The sequence below is a fragment of the Ruegeria sp. R8_1 genome, from assembly GCF_017743815.1.
Lineage (GTDB): Bacteria > Pseudomonadota > Alphaproteobacteria > Rhodobacterales > Rhodobacteraceae > Ruegeria > Ruegeria lacuscaerulensis_A.
Genome location: NZ_JAGHRL010000001.1, coordinates 407,277 through 422,334, shown reverse-complemented (window position 1 = coordinate 422,334; position 15,058 = coordinate 407,277). Strand labels below are relative to the sequence as shown.

The window sequence follows — 15,058 nt, the reverse complement described above, 5'->3', positions numbered from 1 at the left end:
CCTTGAACCCTATTTCTTTTTTGACTGACTGATCAAGAAACAATCTGAGGCGAGTAAAATTACCTAACGTCAGCCCAAAGGCGAGCAAACTTTAAGGCGCCGGCTATCCTGCAGCCAGCCAAGTTTTCGCATGTTCAATATCTTCCGACGGGAAATATTGGGTTCGGGTGCCCAGCACATGACCCGCCACGCGTTGCGCCATATGCTGCCAGGCCTTGTCGCCGACAATCGCCGCGCGATCCAGCAACCCGATATGACCGCGTGCCAGTCGGAAATGCGCAGCCAGAGCAGACAATCCCTGCCATCCGTCAAACTCCCGCAGGTCGATCAGCAGGCGAAAACCGGTTTTCCCTGCAAGGATCTGGTCCAGATGCGCTTCGGCCTTTTGATACTCTTCGGGGTCAACCTTACCCAACAGGCTGATCTGAACGCATGGCCCACCAAGATCGGTCACATGAATCGACCCGAGGGATTCGCGGATCCAACGACGCGCTGTTTCGACCTCGGACAGTTCAAAAACCTGGACCGGACAAGGCAAAATCGGAGCCGCTAATCGCACACTGGTCTGAACCCAACTCTGATCGGCCACCACGGCAATCCGGTCGAACCCGCGCCAATGGCTTAGGCCCAACTTGGTGTCCGCCCAGGCAGCACCCAGGTCGTACCCTTTGAATTCGGGCTGAACGATTGCCATCAATCGAACGGTTTCATGTTCGATCAGCGCGGCCTCGATGGCGGGAATTAACGTATCGCTGTAATCCGTGCTGGTGACTTCGCCGGACAGCTCGACCTCAATCTGAGCTCCGTCGGCGAGTGTGTGGACCGTAATCATGACCCCATACCTCCTAACCAATACATGGCTGTAGGTTACGGGGATTCGATCCACTCGGCCACACCGCCTTGGAATTCCGGGCGGAAATAGGCGATCATCCGACCATCTGGCCCAGCCGAAGCACTGTCCGACCAAGGGGCCACCCCATGCAGGCAGTGACGGTGCACAAGATACGTTTCACCAGGACTGGCGGGCAATTCCAGGCGAGTGCAGGTCTCGAACACTTCGCGTCGGGCAGATTGATAGATGTCTGTAACATCCACCTCGTGCAACGTATCACGCGGTCTACCATGCAGAGCCTTTTTGAAAGCTGCCCGCAAGACCTTGTGGCTGCCTTCCCATAAAACCATAGGCGAAGCATCAGCGCTCACTTCGGTCAGCGGAAGGCCAAGTATCCAGGCGTGCGGCTCGTCCACCCTGCGGCGGCGGTCAGGACCCATAGGGCGCAACCCATCCACATGCGCCGCATCACGGTTGCGCCGGTAACGCCCGGCGGCCTCGCTTTCACCGCGGCGTGGCTTGGGGTAGCCGGGGTACATCACAGACACCTGCCCCTTGTGCAGCGGCAGAGTTCCATAATGCTCGGTCACGAATTCCAGCGCCAGACCCTGCAGCGGCCCTGACCGCCCCACCCTGCCCTCTGCATCGTTGTCCAGCGCATCCACACCGATGAACCATGTACCTTGGCAGTCCAACCACTCGGCATGAGCCGGATCAACGACTGCAGCCCGAGCAGCTGGCAGAGCGTGTGCTACCCATTCAGCGATGGCGGGGTCATAGGGAAACTTTACCCAGCCTTTCTGCCAAAACGTCGTCAAAGGCCCATCGCTTTGCGCAGCATGTTAAGGGCCACCAGCGTCAGAAAACCAGCAAAAACACGTTTGAGCGGTTTGGGGTCCATTGAATGCGCCAGCTTAACCCCCCAAGGGGCGGTGATCGTCGTCATCGCCACAACAATCGCAAATGCCACCAAATTCACCGCGCCAACGGTCATTGGCGGGCGGTGTTCAGGTGCGATATTCAAAAACAGAAACCCGATGACGGACGGAACCGCGATGATCACCCCAAAACCGGCCGCCGTCGCAACGGCCCGGTGGATGGGCGTGTTGAACAGGCTCATCAACGGCACACCAAAGCTGCCGCCTCCGATCCCCATCAATACCGACAGAAACCCTACACCCGGTGACAAAGCGGCCCGGCGGAGCCCCTTGGGCATCGCGTCCCCAAGCCGCCATTCAGATTTTCCGAAACCCAGATAAGCACCAATCACCATCCCCAGAATGCCAAACAGCGCCTGCAGTGCCTCGGTGCGCAGGGCCGAAGCCACGGTAACTCCGATCACTGCCCCGATTGCGATACCCGGCCCCCAGCCGCGCAAAATTTCCCAGTCTACAGCCCCTTTTTTGTTGTGGGCCATCACGGACCGGACCGAGGTCACGATGATAGTCGCCAGAGACGTCGCCAGACACAATTGCATCAATTGCGGGCCGCCATAACCAAGGGTTTGAAACGCATAGAAAAATGCAGGCACCAATACGATACCGCCGCCAACCCCCAGCAAGCCCGCCAGAACTCCAGCCAATGCGCCGATCACCAGCAATAAGCCCAGCATCTGGGCCAGCAAAAACGTCTCGGGCATTTCTCCCCCATATCGGCCGGTTGGCCGCTTATTAACTCACTTCGACCTGCACGTCGGGCGCGACCCGATCCAGCGCCTGCAGCAGAACCTCTGGGCCTGCCCCCTCGTGAACGGCGCCTTCGGACAAGACGCGCCGCCATGCACGCGCCCCTGGCCGCCCTGCAAACAGTCCAAGCATATGACGGGTGATCTGATGCAAACGCCCGCCGCTGGCAAGGTGTTGTTCGATGTAAGGCACCATCTCGTGAACCACCTCGAACGGGTCCGCAGGTTGCCCAGTCTCAAAGATCAAAGGATCTGCCCCTGCCAGGATGTCTGCAGGCTGGTGATAGGCAGCGCGCCCGATCATTACCCCATCAAGGCCGGCATCCAAATGCGTGCGCGCCTCCTGCAAAGAGTTTATTCCACCGTTGATCGAGATATGCATGTCCGAAAACAACGCCTTCATGCGGTGCACCAAATGATAGTCCAGCGGAGGGATATCGCGGTTTTCCTTTGGACTCAGCCCTTGAAGCCACGCTTTACGTGCGTGGATTGTAACCCTCTGGCAACCCGCAGCGTGGATCGCACCCAGAAACGCGGGCAGCACGAGGTCAGGGTCCTGATCATCTACTCCGATCCGGCACTTCACGGTGACCTCGACGCCTACAGCCTCGCGCATCGCCGAAACACATTCGGCTACACGCGCGGGATCTTTCATCAGCACCGCACCAAACGTGCCAGATTGCACCCGGTCGGACGGGCAGCCGCAATTCAGGTTGATCTCATCATAACCTGCCTCGGCCCCCAACCGCGCGGCTTGCGCCAGCTCTTGCGGGTCCGAGCCGCCCAGTTGCAACGCCACAGGGTGTTCCTGCGGGCTGTAGTCCAACAGATGCATCGCCCCACCCCGAACCAACGCCGGGGCCGTTACCATTTCCGTATAGAGCAAAGTCTGACCGCACAGCAGCCGATGCAGATACCGGCAATGACGGTCCGTCCAATCCATCATCGGCGCAACCGAGAGCCGCGCCGCCCGCCGAGTTTTGGCGTGGTTTGAATGTACGATCTGAACCTCTGGCATTTTCCCGACTTTTACCTCGAAACACATCTTACGAGGGGGGCGTCTAACACTGTTTAGACCATAAACGCCACAGGCAAGGCCATCCAAGCGGACAGCAAAGGCGGGTCAAATGCCATAACGGCTCAGTATCATCTCAACACTGCTGTCAATCGTGGCCGTCATTTCGGCCTCACTCAGGACGCTGCCGGTGAAGACCATCGGCCAGAAGGCCTTGGCCTTGATCAACCCGATGAACTCCTGCCCCGCGCTTTGAGGGTCGTCTATCCGCAACTGTCCGTCTTCTGCCGCGTCCTTCAGCATCGACACAAATATCGAAGTCTTATCCAGTTTGCCCTGCGCCGCTGCCGCCAGATCGGGGTTGCGCAAAGTTTCGCTGATCACCATTCGGGACATCGCCATCACCTCGGGCAACATCAGGATGCGCCCTTCGGCCCATGCCAGTTCGATCAGTTGCTCGCGGATATCACGGCCTTTTTCATAGCGGATATCCAGCACACCGGCAAAGCGGTTCGATAGCTCGATCACGATAGAGCGAAACAGGTTTTCTTTGCTTTCGAAATACTTATACAGCGTCCGCTTGGACACTTCGGCGCGGGCGGAAACACGGTCCATGCTGGCGGCGGCGAACCCCTTTTCCTGGAACTCGGCCACCGCAGCCTCGATGATCTGAGCGTGTTTTGCCGCATTCGGCGCGCTGCATTCGTTCATGTCTGAAAGCTATAGTCCCATTGACATGACAAGGTCAAACACTAGGTAAACCCACGGGTTTACACGATTGAAAACGTCACTTATGGTAAACCCGCAAGTTTACCGATTCAGGTAGCCAGCCCAACATGGAGTATCCCCCCCTCATGTCACTGACCTTGAAACTGAACGGCCAGACCCACACGGTCGACGCCGAACCCGGCACCCCCCTGCTGTGGGTGATCCGGGATGAGCTTAAGCTGACCGGAACCAAATTCGGCTGCGGCGTTGCGTCCTGCGGGGCCTGCACCGTGCATCTGAACGGCGAGCCCGTGCGTTCGTGCCAGACCTACATCGAAGACGTCGAAGATGCCGAGATCACCACGATCGAGGCCGTGGGCGACGACAAAATCGGCGCCGCAGTCCAGCAAGCCTGGGTCGAACTGGACGTGGTTCAGTGCGGCTATTGCCAGTCGGGCCAAGTGATGTCGGCTGTCGGGTTGCTGTCCGAGAACCCCAAGCCCTCGGCCGAGGAAATCGACGAGTACATGTATGGCAACGCCTGTCGCTGTGCCACCTATCAACGCATCCGCGCCGGCGTCCAGCGCGCATCCGAGATTCTGGAGGCCTGATCCATGACCATCAACACCTCTCGCCGTGGATTTCTGAAAGGTGCCGCTGCTGCCGGTGCCGTGCTGCTGGTCGGTGCCCGCCCCGATGGCGCGCTGGCGGCGGCCTCGTCCAAGACCGCGCAGTTTAACCCCTTCGTAAAGATCGACGCGGATGGCACCGTGACGGCCATCGTGAAGCATTTTGAAAAGGGTCAGGGCCCGGCCACCGGCCTGCCGACGCTGATCGCCGAGGAAATCGGCCTGACTATGGATCAGATCGAATACGAATTCGCGCCCTCTGACCCGAATGTCTATAACAACCTGCTGTTCGGCCCGTTCCAGGGCACAGGCGGATCGACCGCGATGGCGAACTCGTGGCTGCAATACCGTCAGGCCGGTGCCGCCGCGCGCGAGATGCTGATCAACGCTGCCGCCCAAAGCTGGGGCGTGGACGCGTCGGGCATCACCATCGAGGAAGGCATCGTTAAAGCTGGCGACAAGTCTGCTCCGATTGCGGAGTTCGTGGCAGCCGCTGCGCAGCTTGAAGCGCCGGCCGAGCCGCGCCTGAAAGACCCGTCCGAGTTCCGCCTGATCGGCAACGCAGCTGTGCGCCGCAAGGACTCGGCCATCAAGGGCAACGGGCAGGCGATGTATGCGATGGATGTGCATCTGCCGAACCAGATGGTTGCAATGATCAAGCGTCCCGAATCGAAAGGCGGCATCGCCAAAGGCTTTGACGACAGCGCATCGAAAGAGGTCAAAGGCTATATCAGTGCCGCCGTTCTGCCCAATCAGGCGGGTGTTGCGGTCTACGCCGAAAACACCTGGGCCGCGATCCAGGCGCGCGACGCGCTTGAGGTCGATTGGGACATGTCGGGGGCCGAGACCCGCGACTCGGATCAGATCAGGTCCGAGATCATGGCCGCGCTGGATGCGGAACCCACCTACAACGTGAACAAGGCGGATGTTGCGGCGGTTTCGGCGGCTATCGACAGCGCGGATAAGGTGGTCGAAAAGACCTTCTACTTCCCACTGCTGGCCCACGCGCCGATGGAGCCGCTAAACTGCACCATCGAACAAACTGCTGAGGGTGACATCGTTCTGCATGATGGCGCGCAGATGCCGACGGGCCCGCATATGGCCTATCAGCAGATCTTCCAGCTGCCGCCCGAGAAGATCCACATCAAGACCATGCTGGCCGGAGGCTCGTTCGGTCGCCGCGCCACGCCCGATGCGGATTATCAGGTCGAAGCGGCGCTGGCCTTTGTGGTCACCGATCGCTCACGCCCGGTGAAACTGGTCTGGACGCGCGAGGATGACATTCGCAGCGGTTACTATCGCCCTGCCTTTGGCCATAAGGTGCGCGTGGGTCTGGATGCGGATGGCAATATCGTTGGTTGGCAACACCGGATCGCCGGGCAATCGGTGATCAAAGGCACCGCATTCGAGGCCGTTCTGGTTCATGACGGCGTCGATCACAGCTCGGTCGAAGGTGTGGTTGACAGCCCCTATGCCATCCCCGGCATGGCGGTTGGCCTGACCGACACACCCAAGGCGACCACGGTTCTATGGTGGCGCTCAGTGGGTCACACCCATACAGCATATGCGATGGAAACCATGATGGACTTGGTGGCCGAAGCTGCAGGTCGTGACCCGGTCGAGTTTCGTCTGGCCCACCTGTCCGACAGCGCCAATCCGGATCAACAACGCAAGGCTGCCGTTCTGAAGCTAGCGGTCGAGAAAGCGGGTTGGGGCAACGCGCCTGCGGGGCACTCGCAAGGGATCGCGGTGCATAAATCCTTTGGATCTTATGCGGCTGAGGTCGTTGAAATCTCGGGCGATCCGGAAGATGGCATCAAGATCGAAAAGGTCACCTGCGCCGTCGACTGTGGCATTGCGGTGAACCCCGATGTGGTCAAGGCGCAGATGGAAGGCGGCATCGGCTATGGTATCGGCCATGTGATGCGCGACCAGATCACGCTGACCAGCGGGGCGGTCGATCAGTCCAACTTCCCGGATTACGAGCCGCTGCGCATCAGTGATATCGCCGCCATCGACGTGCATATCGTGCCATCCGCAGAAGCGCCGACTGGCGTGGGCGAACCCGGAACACCTCCGTCCGCGCCAGCTCTGGCCAATGCGATCCACGCGATGTCGGGCGTTCTGGTGGCCGAACATCCGATGGCCGAAAACGGCGTCAGCTTCGCCTGACCCTCTGCCCCGCGCTGCTTGAATACGGCGCGGGGCTAATTTGATCAAATTTCGTGACAAGGCGCTTTGCGTCAACTAAACCTCGGGGGAACCACAATGATGGAGCCCCCGATGGACCTGAACGCCTTGCACAGTTTTCGCGTTGCAGCCTGTGACCTGAACGGTCAGTTGCGGGGCAAACGCGTGCCGCCCTCGTATTCCGACAAGTTGGACAAAGGCTCCGTGCGGATGCCGTTTTCGGCGCTGAATGTGGACCTGTGGGGCGCGGATATTGACGGCAGTCCGCTGGTGTTTGAATCCGGTGATGCCGATGGCGTGCTGCTGCCAACCGAGCGCGGCCCCGTCCCGATGCCTTGGCTTGAGGTGGACACCGCACTGGTGCCGATGTGTCTGTACGACGACCACGGCACCCCCTTTGCCGGGGACCCCCGCCACGCGCTGGCCGCGGTGCTGGACCGCTATGCCCAGCGCGGTTGGTCGGTGATCGCAGCGACCGAGCTGGAGTTCACGCTGCTGGATTCGTCCGGCGCGCAGCCTCGACCTCCGATAAACCCCTTAACCGGACGCCGGCTGGTGGATGAGGCTGTTCTGTCCATGGCCGAGATGGACGCGTTCGATGCGTTTTTCACCGAGCTTTACGATGGTTGCGCCGCGATGGGCATTCCCGCCCAGACCGCCATTTCCGAAAGCGGCATTGGCCAGTTCGAGATAAACCTGAACCATCAGGACGCCATGCGCTGCGCCGATGATACATGGCTTTTCAAAGTATTGACGCGTGGTCTCGCCCGCAAACACGGGTTCACCGCGACGTTCATGTCCAAACCCTATGCCGATGACGCGGGCAACGGGATGCATGTGCATTTCTCGGTCGTGGATCAGGCCGGTCGGAACGTCTTTGACAATGGCGGCCCCGAGGGGACGGACACGCTGCTCCACGCCATCGCGGGCTGTCTGGCGGCGATGCCCGGCAGCACTCTGATCTTTGCGCCGCACGGCAATTCCTACACCCGGCTGGTCCCCGGCGCCCACGCGCCCACCGGCGCGAGTTGGGCCTATGAGAACCGCACAGCCGCCCTGCGTATTCCCGGCGGCGTCCCCGCCGCGCGTCGGATTGAACATCGCGTCGCCGGGGGCGACATCAACCCCTATCTGATGCTGGCCGCCGTTCTGGGTTCCGCGATGAACGGGATCGAGGACGCAACCGACCCGCCCGCCCCGATCACCGGTAACGCCTATGATATCGACGGCCTGCCCCAACTGGCCGGCGATTGGGAGGCCGCGATCACTACCTTCGAATCCGATCCCCACGTGGCGCGCATCTTCCCTGCTGATCTGATCCGTTACATGGCGATGACCAAACGGCAGGAAATCCGCCGCTTCGCAGAGCGCCCCCCAGAAGAGCACTGGCTAAGCTACGTCGAGGCCGTCTGACCCCCCTTGCCCGGCCCCTTTTGGTTCGTTAAAATGAATTTGATCAAATTTGGTGACCCATGAAAATCGGCATCCTTGTAACCGGCCACCCTCCGGATGAGCTGCGTTCAGACTTCGGCACATATGACGGCATGTTCCGTACCCTGCTGGGCGGCAACGGCTTTACGTTTCAGACCTACAACGTGGTGGACGGCCAGTTCCCGGACGGCACAGACTCCGCCGACGGCTGGGTCATCACCGGCTCGCGCCATGGGGCGTATGAGGATCACGCGTGGATCCCCCCGCTGGAAAATCTGATCCGCGCGATCCGCGACAAAGGCCAGCCGCTTATTGGCGTCTGCTTTGGCCACCAGATCATCGCACAGGCGCTGGGCGGAAAAGTTGAAAAGTTCACCGGAGGCTGGGCCGTTGGGCGCACCGACTATGATCTTGATGGCCAGACAGTTACGCTGAACGCGTGGCATCAGGATCAAGTCGTCGCCCTGCCCGATGGCGCGCGCGTCACCGGTACCAACGATTTCTGTCGCAACGCCATGGTGGCTTATGGCGACACGATCTGGACGGTACAGGCCCACCCCGAATATGGTGACGGCTTTATTCAGGGTCTGATCCAGACACGCGGCAAGGGCGTGGTCCCCGATGAATTGATGCAAGCGGCTACTGACCGCCTGCCCGCCAATGACGACAACCCCAAGATCGGGCAATTCATGGCGGAGTTTTTGAAGAAAGAGAGGGCCTGATGGCCGACTGGACCGAACAACTGCCGCAGGCAGCCCGCAGCTATTTCGACGGCCACCGACTGGACGAGGTTGAGTGCATCATCTCGGACCTGCCCGGCATCGCGCGCGGCAAGGCGGTGCCTGCTTCGAAATTCGCCAAGCAATCCTATTTCCACCTGCCCGACAGCATCTTTTACCAGACCATCACCGGCGACTGGGGTGAGGCCGCGGGTGAGGACGGATTCATCGAACGGGACATGATCCTGAGGCCCGACTTCACGACCGCATCCGCTGCGCCGTGGACGGGCGACTGGACGTTGCAGGTGATCCATGACGCCTATGACCGCGACGACAACCCGATCCCGTTCAGTCCGCGCAACGTGCTGAAACGCGTGGTGCAACTGTATCACGACAAGGGCTGGAAACCCGTCGTCGCCCCCGAGATGGAGTTCTTTCTGGTCGCCCCCAATGTGGACCCTGCGCAAAGCATCAAGCCGATGATGGGCCGCTCGGGTCGTCCGGCGGCGGCGCGGCAGGCCTATTCGATGACAGCCGTGGACGAGTTTGGTCCGGTGATCGATGACATCTATGATTTCGCAGAACATCAGGGTTTCGAGATTGACGGCATCACCCAAGAAGGCGGTGCGGGCCAGTTAGAGATTAACCTGCGCCACGGCAACCCGGTCAAGCTGGCCGACGAGGTGTTCTATTTCAAACGCCTGATCCGCGAGGCCGCGCTGCGGCACAATTGCTTTGCCACCTTCATGGCGAAACCGATTGTGGATGAACCGGGCTCGGCCATGCATATCCACCATTCGGTCATCGACATGGAGACCGGGCAGAACATCTTTTCGGGTCCGCAAGGGGGTGAGACGGACGCGTTTTACCACTTCATCGCCGGGTTGCAGAACCACCTGCCCTCGGGTCTGGCCGTGATGGCGCCCTATGTGAACTCGTATCGTCGCTATGTGAAAGATCACGCCGCGCCGATCAATCTGGAATGGGCGCGCGACAACCGGACCACCGGCATCCGCGTGCCGCTGTCGGGGCCCGAGGCGCGCCGGGTCGAAAACCGCATCGCCGGGATGGACTGCAACCCCTATCTGGGCATAGCGCTGTCACTGGCCTGCGGCTATCTGGGCCTGGTCCAACAGGAACGCCCGCGCCGTCAGTTCTATGGCGACGCTTACGAAGGCGAAGGCGATATCCCTCAGGTCATGGGCAATGCTCTGGACCTGTTCGATGAAGCGACCGCCTTGCATGAGGTTCTGGGCCCCGAATTTGCCCGCGTCTACGGCATCGTCAAACGCGCCGAGTATGAAGAGTTCCTGCAGGTCATCTCTCCGTGGGAGCGTGAGCATCTGCTGCTGAACGTCTGATCCACGATGAACCTGCTTTATTCCAACGATCGCAAGGCCGAATACCCGGCCAGTTGGTACGCGGCCACGGCCAATCCGATTGATCGTTTTCCCACGCTGGCGGGGGACGACAAGGCCGATGTCTGCGTAGTGGGCGGCGGCTATACCGGCCTGTCCGCCGCGCTGCATCTGGCCGAGGCAGGGTTCAGCGTTGTGCTGCTTGAGGCGCATCGTGTGGGCTTTGGCGCATCAGGCCGCAATGGCGGGCAATTGGGCAGCGCCCAACGGATGGATCAGGAAGATCTTGAGCGGCTGGTTGGCGACGACGATGCGGCGAAGCTGTGGGATCTTGCTGAGGACGCGAAGGCGCTGGTCAAATCGCTGATCGCCAAGCACCAGATCGACTGCGACCTGAAACCGGGCGTTGCCGTTCTTGGCCTGTCCAGCGGAGAACAGCAGGAATTGCACGATCACGCGGCGCATCTGTCCGACCGCTATGGCTATGACCAGATGGAGCTGCTGGACGAAGGCAAGGGCCATGGTCTGTGCCCCTCGCCCGCCTATCGCGGGGGGTATCTGGACATGGGTGCCGCGCATCTGCATCCGCTGAACTATGCGCTGGGTCTGGCGCAGGCGGCGGCCAAGGCAGGCGTGCGGATATATGAAAGCACCGAGGTGACAAGGGTTGAGGAAACCTCACCCGCCATCATCCACACCGCGCAGGGCAAGGTCACGGCCGATCACGTCATTCTGGCCTGCAACGGATATTTGGGAGGCCTGAACAGCAAGGTCGCCGCGCGGGTCATGCCGATCAACAATTTCATCGCTGCGACCGAGCCTTTGGGCACCGATACCGCCCGTGTTCTGACCCGAGACGTAGCGGTGGCTGATACGAAATTTGTGGTGAACTATTTCCGCCTCAGCGCCGACAATCGGCTGCTGTTCGGCGGCGGCGAAAGCTATGGCTATCGCTTCCCTTCCGATATCGCCGCCAAGGTCCGCAAACCAATGGCCGAAATTTTCCCGCATCTGCGGGATGTGAAGATCGACTATGCCTGGGGCGGCACGCTGGCGATTACCATGCGGCGGATGCCGTATTTGACGCGGGTTGCGCCCAATATCCTGTCCGCCTCGGGCTATTCCGGCCACGGGGTCGGAACAGCCACCCATGCGGGCCAATTGATGGCGCTGGCCATCCAAGGCCAAGCCGAAGGGTTCGACACCATGGCCCGCGTCCCCGCCCTGCCCTTCCCCGGAGGCACCGCCCTGCGCAACCCCCTTCTGGTGCTGGCAATGACGTGGTTTGCGTTGCGGGATCGGCTGGGTGTCTGATAGCGGATCGGTTAACTGAGAATTTGCAGACTACCTAAAATCGCGTAGTACTCGAAATCCAGCGGTCATTAACCTTGCATCTTCATCTGTTCGCCCGCGTGAAGCGACCCGTGAGAAATCCATTGCGGTCCAATACGCGCCACCTCTCCCGACACGCTCAGGGCAACTAGATCGCATAGCGTGATGAAGGTATTCACTCGCAGTCGCCAATTCTATGTGAGTTAGAGACCAGCAAGACATTGTACGCTCGACGACATTTCCTGACATATGTCGCAATCCCCACGCGTTTGCTGCGTCGAGATCATCAACCCGAACCGGATGACCACGCCGTGCCAGTTCTGGACGCTTGACACCCAACATTTCTTCGGTTGGTTTGCCGTGGAAATTGACTTGATCGGTGGTGACTTCCTCACCCTGAGCAAATGGGGTCTGCGTTCCGGCGCGTGCTGCATACTCCCACTCTGCTTCGGTTGGCAAACGGTACACATCTGTTCCAACCTTGCCGTTTAGCCACCTCGCATAGGCCAAGCCATCTAAATAAGAAACATCAACAACCGGGTAGTTCCCAAGAATGTCCACACAAGGTTTATCTCTTAGTAAAATACAATCGCGCGGAACATGTCCCCTACAGCCACCGTCGTCTACGCACGCCATCCACTGGTCATGAGTGACCTCATTGCGGCCCATGGCGACAGGAAGATCCATCTCAACCGAATGAACGGGACCCTCGTGATACGCTATATACGGGTCCTCCGCCGTAGCAGCCTTCAAAGGATTCGAATTCAAGTGGATACTCGCACGCGATTCCCCCGGCGGGGCGCCCATCAGAAACTCTCCTAACGGCAACACGATCATCTCGGGGCAGACGTCGCATTCCTGAAACATCTCAAGCGGTGCGACTTCGGCTCCGTCGGACAGGACGTATTGCGCCTGAGCTGGCAGAGCGAGAATGGACAGTGAAAAAGCAAGTCTAGCAAGCATGGTGGCAAAAATCCGGACCGTGAAATGCAATGTTTAGATTGCCCCATTGCCACCCGGTTTCCCCAACGGATGCAAGACGCAATCCGGGGTCGGGACGAAGTTACCCTCTGGATTGCGACAGTTAGGTGAAATTTTGCTGCATGATCACGTAGGGGCTTGGATTGACGTCCTTTTAGCTTTATCTTTTCCAAAGATAGAATTTGGGAAAATCAAATATGACGCTTCCTCCTAACGTTCATGACGCCGAACCCATCCCCGCCGCTGCACGTGAGGCCATTGACGCCCTGATGCAGTCGGGCGACCTGTTTCGCTATACCGCGCCGCAAGATGCGCCGGTCGCGCTTCTGGAAAGCGAATTCGCGGCCCTTTTGGGCGCGAAATACGCGCTGGCCGTATCGTCCTGCTCGGCCGCTTTGTTCCTGTCGCTCAAGGCATTGGGTCTGCCGCGGGATGCGCGGGTGCTGATCCCCGGATTTACCTTTGCGGCCGTGCCGTCCTCGGTCGTTCATGCGGATTGCATCCCAGTGCTGTGCGAAGTGGGCGAGAACTATCGCATCGACATGGCCGATTTCGAGGCCAAGCTGGACAGTGTCCAGGCCGTCATCATCAGCCATATGCGCGGCCATACATCCGACATGGATGCGATCATGGCCCTGTGCAACGCGCGCAACATCCCGGTTGTCGAGGACGCGGCGCATTCGCTGGGTACCACATGGCACGGCAAGAATATCGGCACGATTGGCAAGGTCGGCTGTTTCTCGTTCCAGTCCTACAAGATGATCAACGCGGGCGAAGGTGGCATTCTGATCACCGACGACGCCGATCTGGTGGCGCAGGCCGTGATCATGTCGGGCGCGTATGAGCATAACTGGAAGAAGCACAAAGGCCCCCACGGCGACAACTCTCCCGAGTTGGAACAGGCCTTTGCCCGCTGGCAGAACAAGCTGCCGCTGTATAACCTGCGGATGAGCAACCTCAGCGCCGCCGTGATCCGGCCCCAGATCCCCGAACTGGCGCGGCGCGTCAAGGATGGCTTGGCCAATCATGACTATGTGGCCGAGCGTCTGAACAGCTCTGATTTCATCGACGTCCCCGCCCCCCTGTCACCCGAACGCCGTGCGCCGGATTCGATCCAGTTCAATCTGGTGGGCCTCAGCGATGACGAGATCCGCGCCTTTGCCGCCGCCTCCGAGGCGCGTGGGGTCAAGGTTCAGGTCTTTGGTCAAAGCGAGGATAACGCTCGCGCCTTCTGGAACTGGCAGTTCCTGCCGGAACAGTTTGAACTGCCGCAGACGCGTAACATGCTGATGAAGGCGTGTGACGTGCGCCTGCCTGTGCGTCTGACACGTGAGGAACTGGACGTGATCGCCGACATCCTACTGGCTTCGGTTGGTGAAGTAACCGGGCCGGTTCCGGTCTATGGCACCTAGCTGCTAGTTCCTTTGAGGACCAACAAGGTCCGACGAAACAAACAGCGCCGTGACCCCTTTCGCGGTCGCGGCAACACGCGACAGAACGGCTGCCACCTGTGGCCCCTCCGGGCCATCTACCAAAAGCGGCGCGCCCGAATCCCCCATCATCACGGGGCAAATAGCCACTAGGATTCCTTGCTCTGCGCGGGTTGGCGGGCATGACGGGGTGCGGCTCAGGACATGCGGCCGTACGCCGGGATAGCCCACCAGATAGGATGAGGGCGCAGCGGTTTTCGCTAAAGGCACTGGTGTGATCTGTTGTCCAAGAGGTTCGGTCAGTTCCAGCAGCGCCCAGTCCAGATCTGCGCGCCGGTTGAATGTTGTTGGTCCCTGCCCGGGCGGCAGCCGATAGCCCGAAACGCCCGAGACCGCGACCGCTTCTCCTCGCTGATAACCGGCTGCGAACCGTATGCTGGCGGGTGGGATCCAACGGTTGCGTGCCGTGTTGAAAAGGCAATGCGCCGCAGTCAGAACCAAACGCTCTGCCACCAGAGTGCCAGTGCAATGTGATCGTTGGTCCCGGCCTGCAAAATTGACCCGACCGACTGCGCGCCAGGGCACTTGCGTCGCGTCCTGTATCTGTCGTTCACGCACAGCGTCGCAGCCGAGTGAGGCCGCACTGCCCAACCTGCAAACCTCGGACCAGTCATCCGAGTAAACACCTTGAGACAGCGCAGAGCTTGACCACGCCAATGCGACACCCAAAAAAAGCCAGAGCATGACCG

Annotated in this window: 14 protein-coding genes; 7 read left to right on the top strand and 7 right to left on the bottom strand. The window is 60.0% G+C overall.

Features of this window, described 5'->3' with window-relative positions:
• Positions 1-103 precede the first annotated feature (103 nt).
• The 5 genes from J7380_RS02125 to J7380_RS02105 form a co-directional block, all read right to left on the bottom strand.
• Positions 104-832, bottom strand: a complete 729-nt coding sequence (locus tag J7380_RS02125; protein ID WP_209194278.1) for an STAS/SEC14 domain-containing protein — start codon at positions 830-832, stop codon at positions 104-106.
• A gap of 35 nt (positions 833-867) precedes the next feature.
• Complete coding sequence (locus tag J7380_RS02120; protein WP_209194277.1) at positions 868-1,650, bottom strand: hypothetical protein; 783 nt, start codon at positions 1,648-1,650, stop codon at positions 868-870.
• A complete protein-coding gene (locus tag J7380_RS02115) occupies positions 1,647-2,471 on the bottom strand; it encodes a sulfite exporter TauE/SafE family protein (RefSeq protein WP_209194276.1) in 825 nt (274 codons plus the stop codon). The genes J7380_RS02120 and J7380_RS02115 overlap by 4 nt, the downstream gene beginning before the upstream one ends.
• 31 nt (positions 2,472-2,502) lie before the next feature.
• Positions 2,503-3,534, bottom strand: coding sequence for a tRNA dihydrouridine(20/20a) synthase DusA (gene dusA / locus J7380_RS02110; RefSeq protein WP_209194275.1), 1,032 nt, complete (start codon positions 3,532-3,534; stop codon positions 2,503-2,505).
• Between the two features lie 105 nt (positions 3,535-3,639).
• The gene (locus tag J7380_RS02105; protein WP_209194274.1) at positions 3,640-4,242 is read right to left on the bottom strand and encodes a TetR/AcrR family transcriptional regulator; all 603 of its coding nucleotides are present in this window, start codon (positions 4,240-4,242) and stop codon (positions 3,640-3,642) included.
• A gap of 143 nt (positions 4,243-4,385) precedes the next feature.
• On the opposite strand from J7380_RS02105, the gene J7380_RS02100 reads away from it, so the two are divergent.
• From J7380_RS02100 to J7380_RS02075, 6 genes are all read left to right on the top strand, one after another.
• The gene (locus J7380_RS02100) at positions 4,386-4,850 is read left to right on the top strand and encodes a (2Fe-2S)-binding protein (RefSeq protein ID WP_170752479.1); all 465 of its coding nucleotides are present in this window, start codon (positions 4,386-4,388) and stop codon (positions 4,848-4,850) included.
• Positions 4,851-4,853: 3 nt separating this feature from the next.
• A complete protein-coding gene (locus tag J7380_RS02095) occupies positions 4,854-7,040 on the top strand; it encodes a xanthine dehydrogenase family protein molybdopterin-binding subunit (protein WP_209194273.1) in 2,187 nt (728 codons plus the stop codon).
• A gap of 111 nt (positions 7,041-7,151) precedes the next feature.
• Positions 7,152-8,471 (top strand): glutamine synthetase family protein, encoded by a 1,320-nt coding sequence (locus J7380_RS02090; RefSeq protein ID WP_209194616.1) that lies wholly within the window; start codon positions 7,152-7,154, stop codon positions 8,469-8,471.
• 59 nt (positions 8,472-8,530) lie between these two features.
• Positions 8,531-9,211, top strand: coding sequence for a type 1 glutamine amidotransferase (locus tag J7380_RS02085; RefSeq protein WP_209194272.1), 681 nt, complete (start codon positions 8,531-8,533; stop codon positions 9,209-9,211).
• Positions 9,211-10,569, top strand: a complete 1,359-nt coding sequence (locus tag J7380_RS02080; protein ID WP_209194271.1) for a glutamine synthetase family protein — start codon at positions 9,211-9,213, stop codon at positions 10,567-10,569. The genes J7380_RS02085 and J7380_RS02080 overlap by 1 nt, the downstream gene beginning before the upstream one ends.
• Positions 10,570-10,575: 6 nt before the next feature.
• Complete coding sequence (locus J7380_RS02075) at positions 10,576-11,880, top strand: FAD-binding oxidoreductase (RefSeq protein WP_209194270.1); 1,305 nt, start codon at positions 10,576-10,578, stop codon at positions 11,878-11,880.
• 30 nt (positions 11,881-11,910) lie between these two features.
• On the opposite strand, the gene J7380_RS02070 is transcribed toward J7380_RS02075, so the two are convergent.
• On the bottom strand, positions 11,911-12,861 hold the full coding sequence (locus tag J7380_RS02070) for a formylglycine-generating enzyme family protein (protein WP_209194269.1): 951 nt from the start codon (positions 12,859-12,861) through the stop codon (positions 11,911-11,913).
• Positions 12,862-13,076: 215 nt separating this feature from the next.
• Here J7380_RS02070 and J7380_RS02065 point away from each other — a divergent pair, with 215 nt between their 5' ends.
• Positions 13,077-14,291, top strand: a complete 1,215-nt coding sequence (locus tag J7380_RS02065; RefSeq protein ID WP_209194268.1) for an aminotransferase class I/II-fold pyridoxal phosphate-dependent enzyme — start codon at positions 13,077-13,079, stop codon at positions 14,289-14,291.
• A gap of 3 nt (positions 14,292-14,294) precedes the next feature.
• On the opposite strand, the gene J7380_RS02060 is transcribed toward J7380_RS02065, so the two are convergent.
• The gene (locus J7380_RS02060; RefSeq protein ID WP_209194267.1) at positions 14,295-15,053 is read right to left on the bottom strand and encodes a trypsin-like serine protease; all 759 of its coding nucleotides are present in this window, start codon (positions 15,051-15,053) and stop codon (positions 14,295-14,297) included.
• Positions 15,054-15,058 lie beyond the last annotated feature (5 nt).

What these genes read in the sequence shown, in the direction of transcription:
- J7380_RS02125 (WP_209194278.1), bottom strand. Translation starts at nt 832, where the DNA reads ATGATTACGGTCCACACACTCGCCGACGGAGCTCAGATTGAGGTCGAG.
- J7380_RS02115 (WP_209194276.1), bottom strand. Translation starts at nt 2,471, where the DNA reads ATGCCCGAGACGTTTTTGCTGGCCCAGATGCTGGGCTTATTGCTGGTG.
- dusA (WP_209194275.1), bottom strand. Translation starts at nt 3,534, where the DNA reads ATGCCAGAGGTTCAGATCGTACATTCAAACCACGCCAAAACTCGGCGG.
- J7380_RS02105 (WP_209194274.1), bottom strand. Translation starts at nt 4,242, where the DNA reads ATGAACGAATGCAGCGCGCCGAATGCGGCAAAACACGCTCAGATCATC.
- J7380_RS02100 (WP_170752479.1), top strand. Translation starts at nt 4,386, where the DNA reads ATGTCACTGACCTTGAAACTGAACGGCCAGACCCACACGGTCGACGCC.
- J7380_RS02095 (WP_209194273.1), top strand. Translation starts at nt 4,854, where the DNA reads ATGACCATCAACACCTCTCGCCGTGGATTTCTGAAAGGTGCCGCTGCT.
- J7380_RS02090 (WP_209194616.1), top strand. Translation starts at nt 7,152, where the DNA reads ATGGACCTGAACGCCTTGCACAGTTTTCGCGTTGCAGCCTGTGACCTG.
- J7380_RS02085 (WP_209194272.1), top strand. Translation starts at nt 8,531, where the DNA reads ATGAAAATCGGCATCCTTGTAACCGGCCACCCTCCGGATGAGCTGCGT.
- J7380_RS02080 (WP_209194271.1), top strand. Translation starts at nt 9,211, where the DNA reads ATGGCCGACTGGACCGAACAACTGCCGCAGGCAGCCCGCAGCTATTTC.
- J7380_RS02075 (WP_209194270.1), top strand. Translation starts at nt 10,576, where the DNA reads ATGAACCTGCTTTATTCCAACGATCGCAAGGCCGAATACCCGGCCAGT.
- J7380_RS02070 (WP_209194269.1), bottom strand. Translation starts at nt 12,861, where the DNA reads ATGCTTGCTAGACTTGCTTTTTCACTGTCCATTCTCGCTCTGCCAGCT.
- J7380_RS02065 (WP_209194268.1), top strand. Translation starts at nt 13,077, where the DNA reads ATGACGCTTCCTCCTAACGTTCATGACGCCGAACCCATCCCCGCCGCT.
- J7380_RS02060 (WP_209194267.1), bottom strand. Translation starts at nt 15,053, where the DNA reads ATGCTCTGGCTTTTTTTGGGTGTCGCATTGGCGTGGTCAAGCTCTGCG.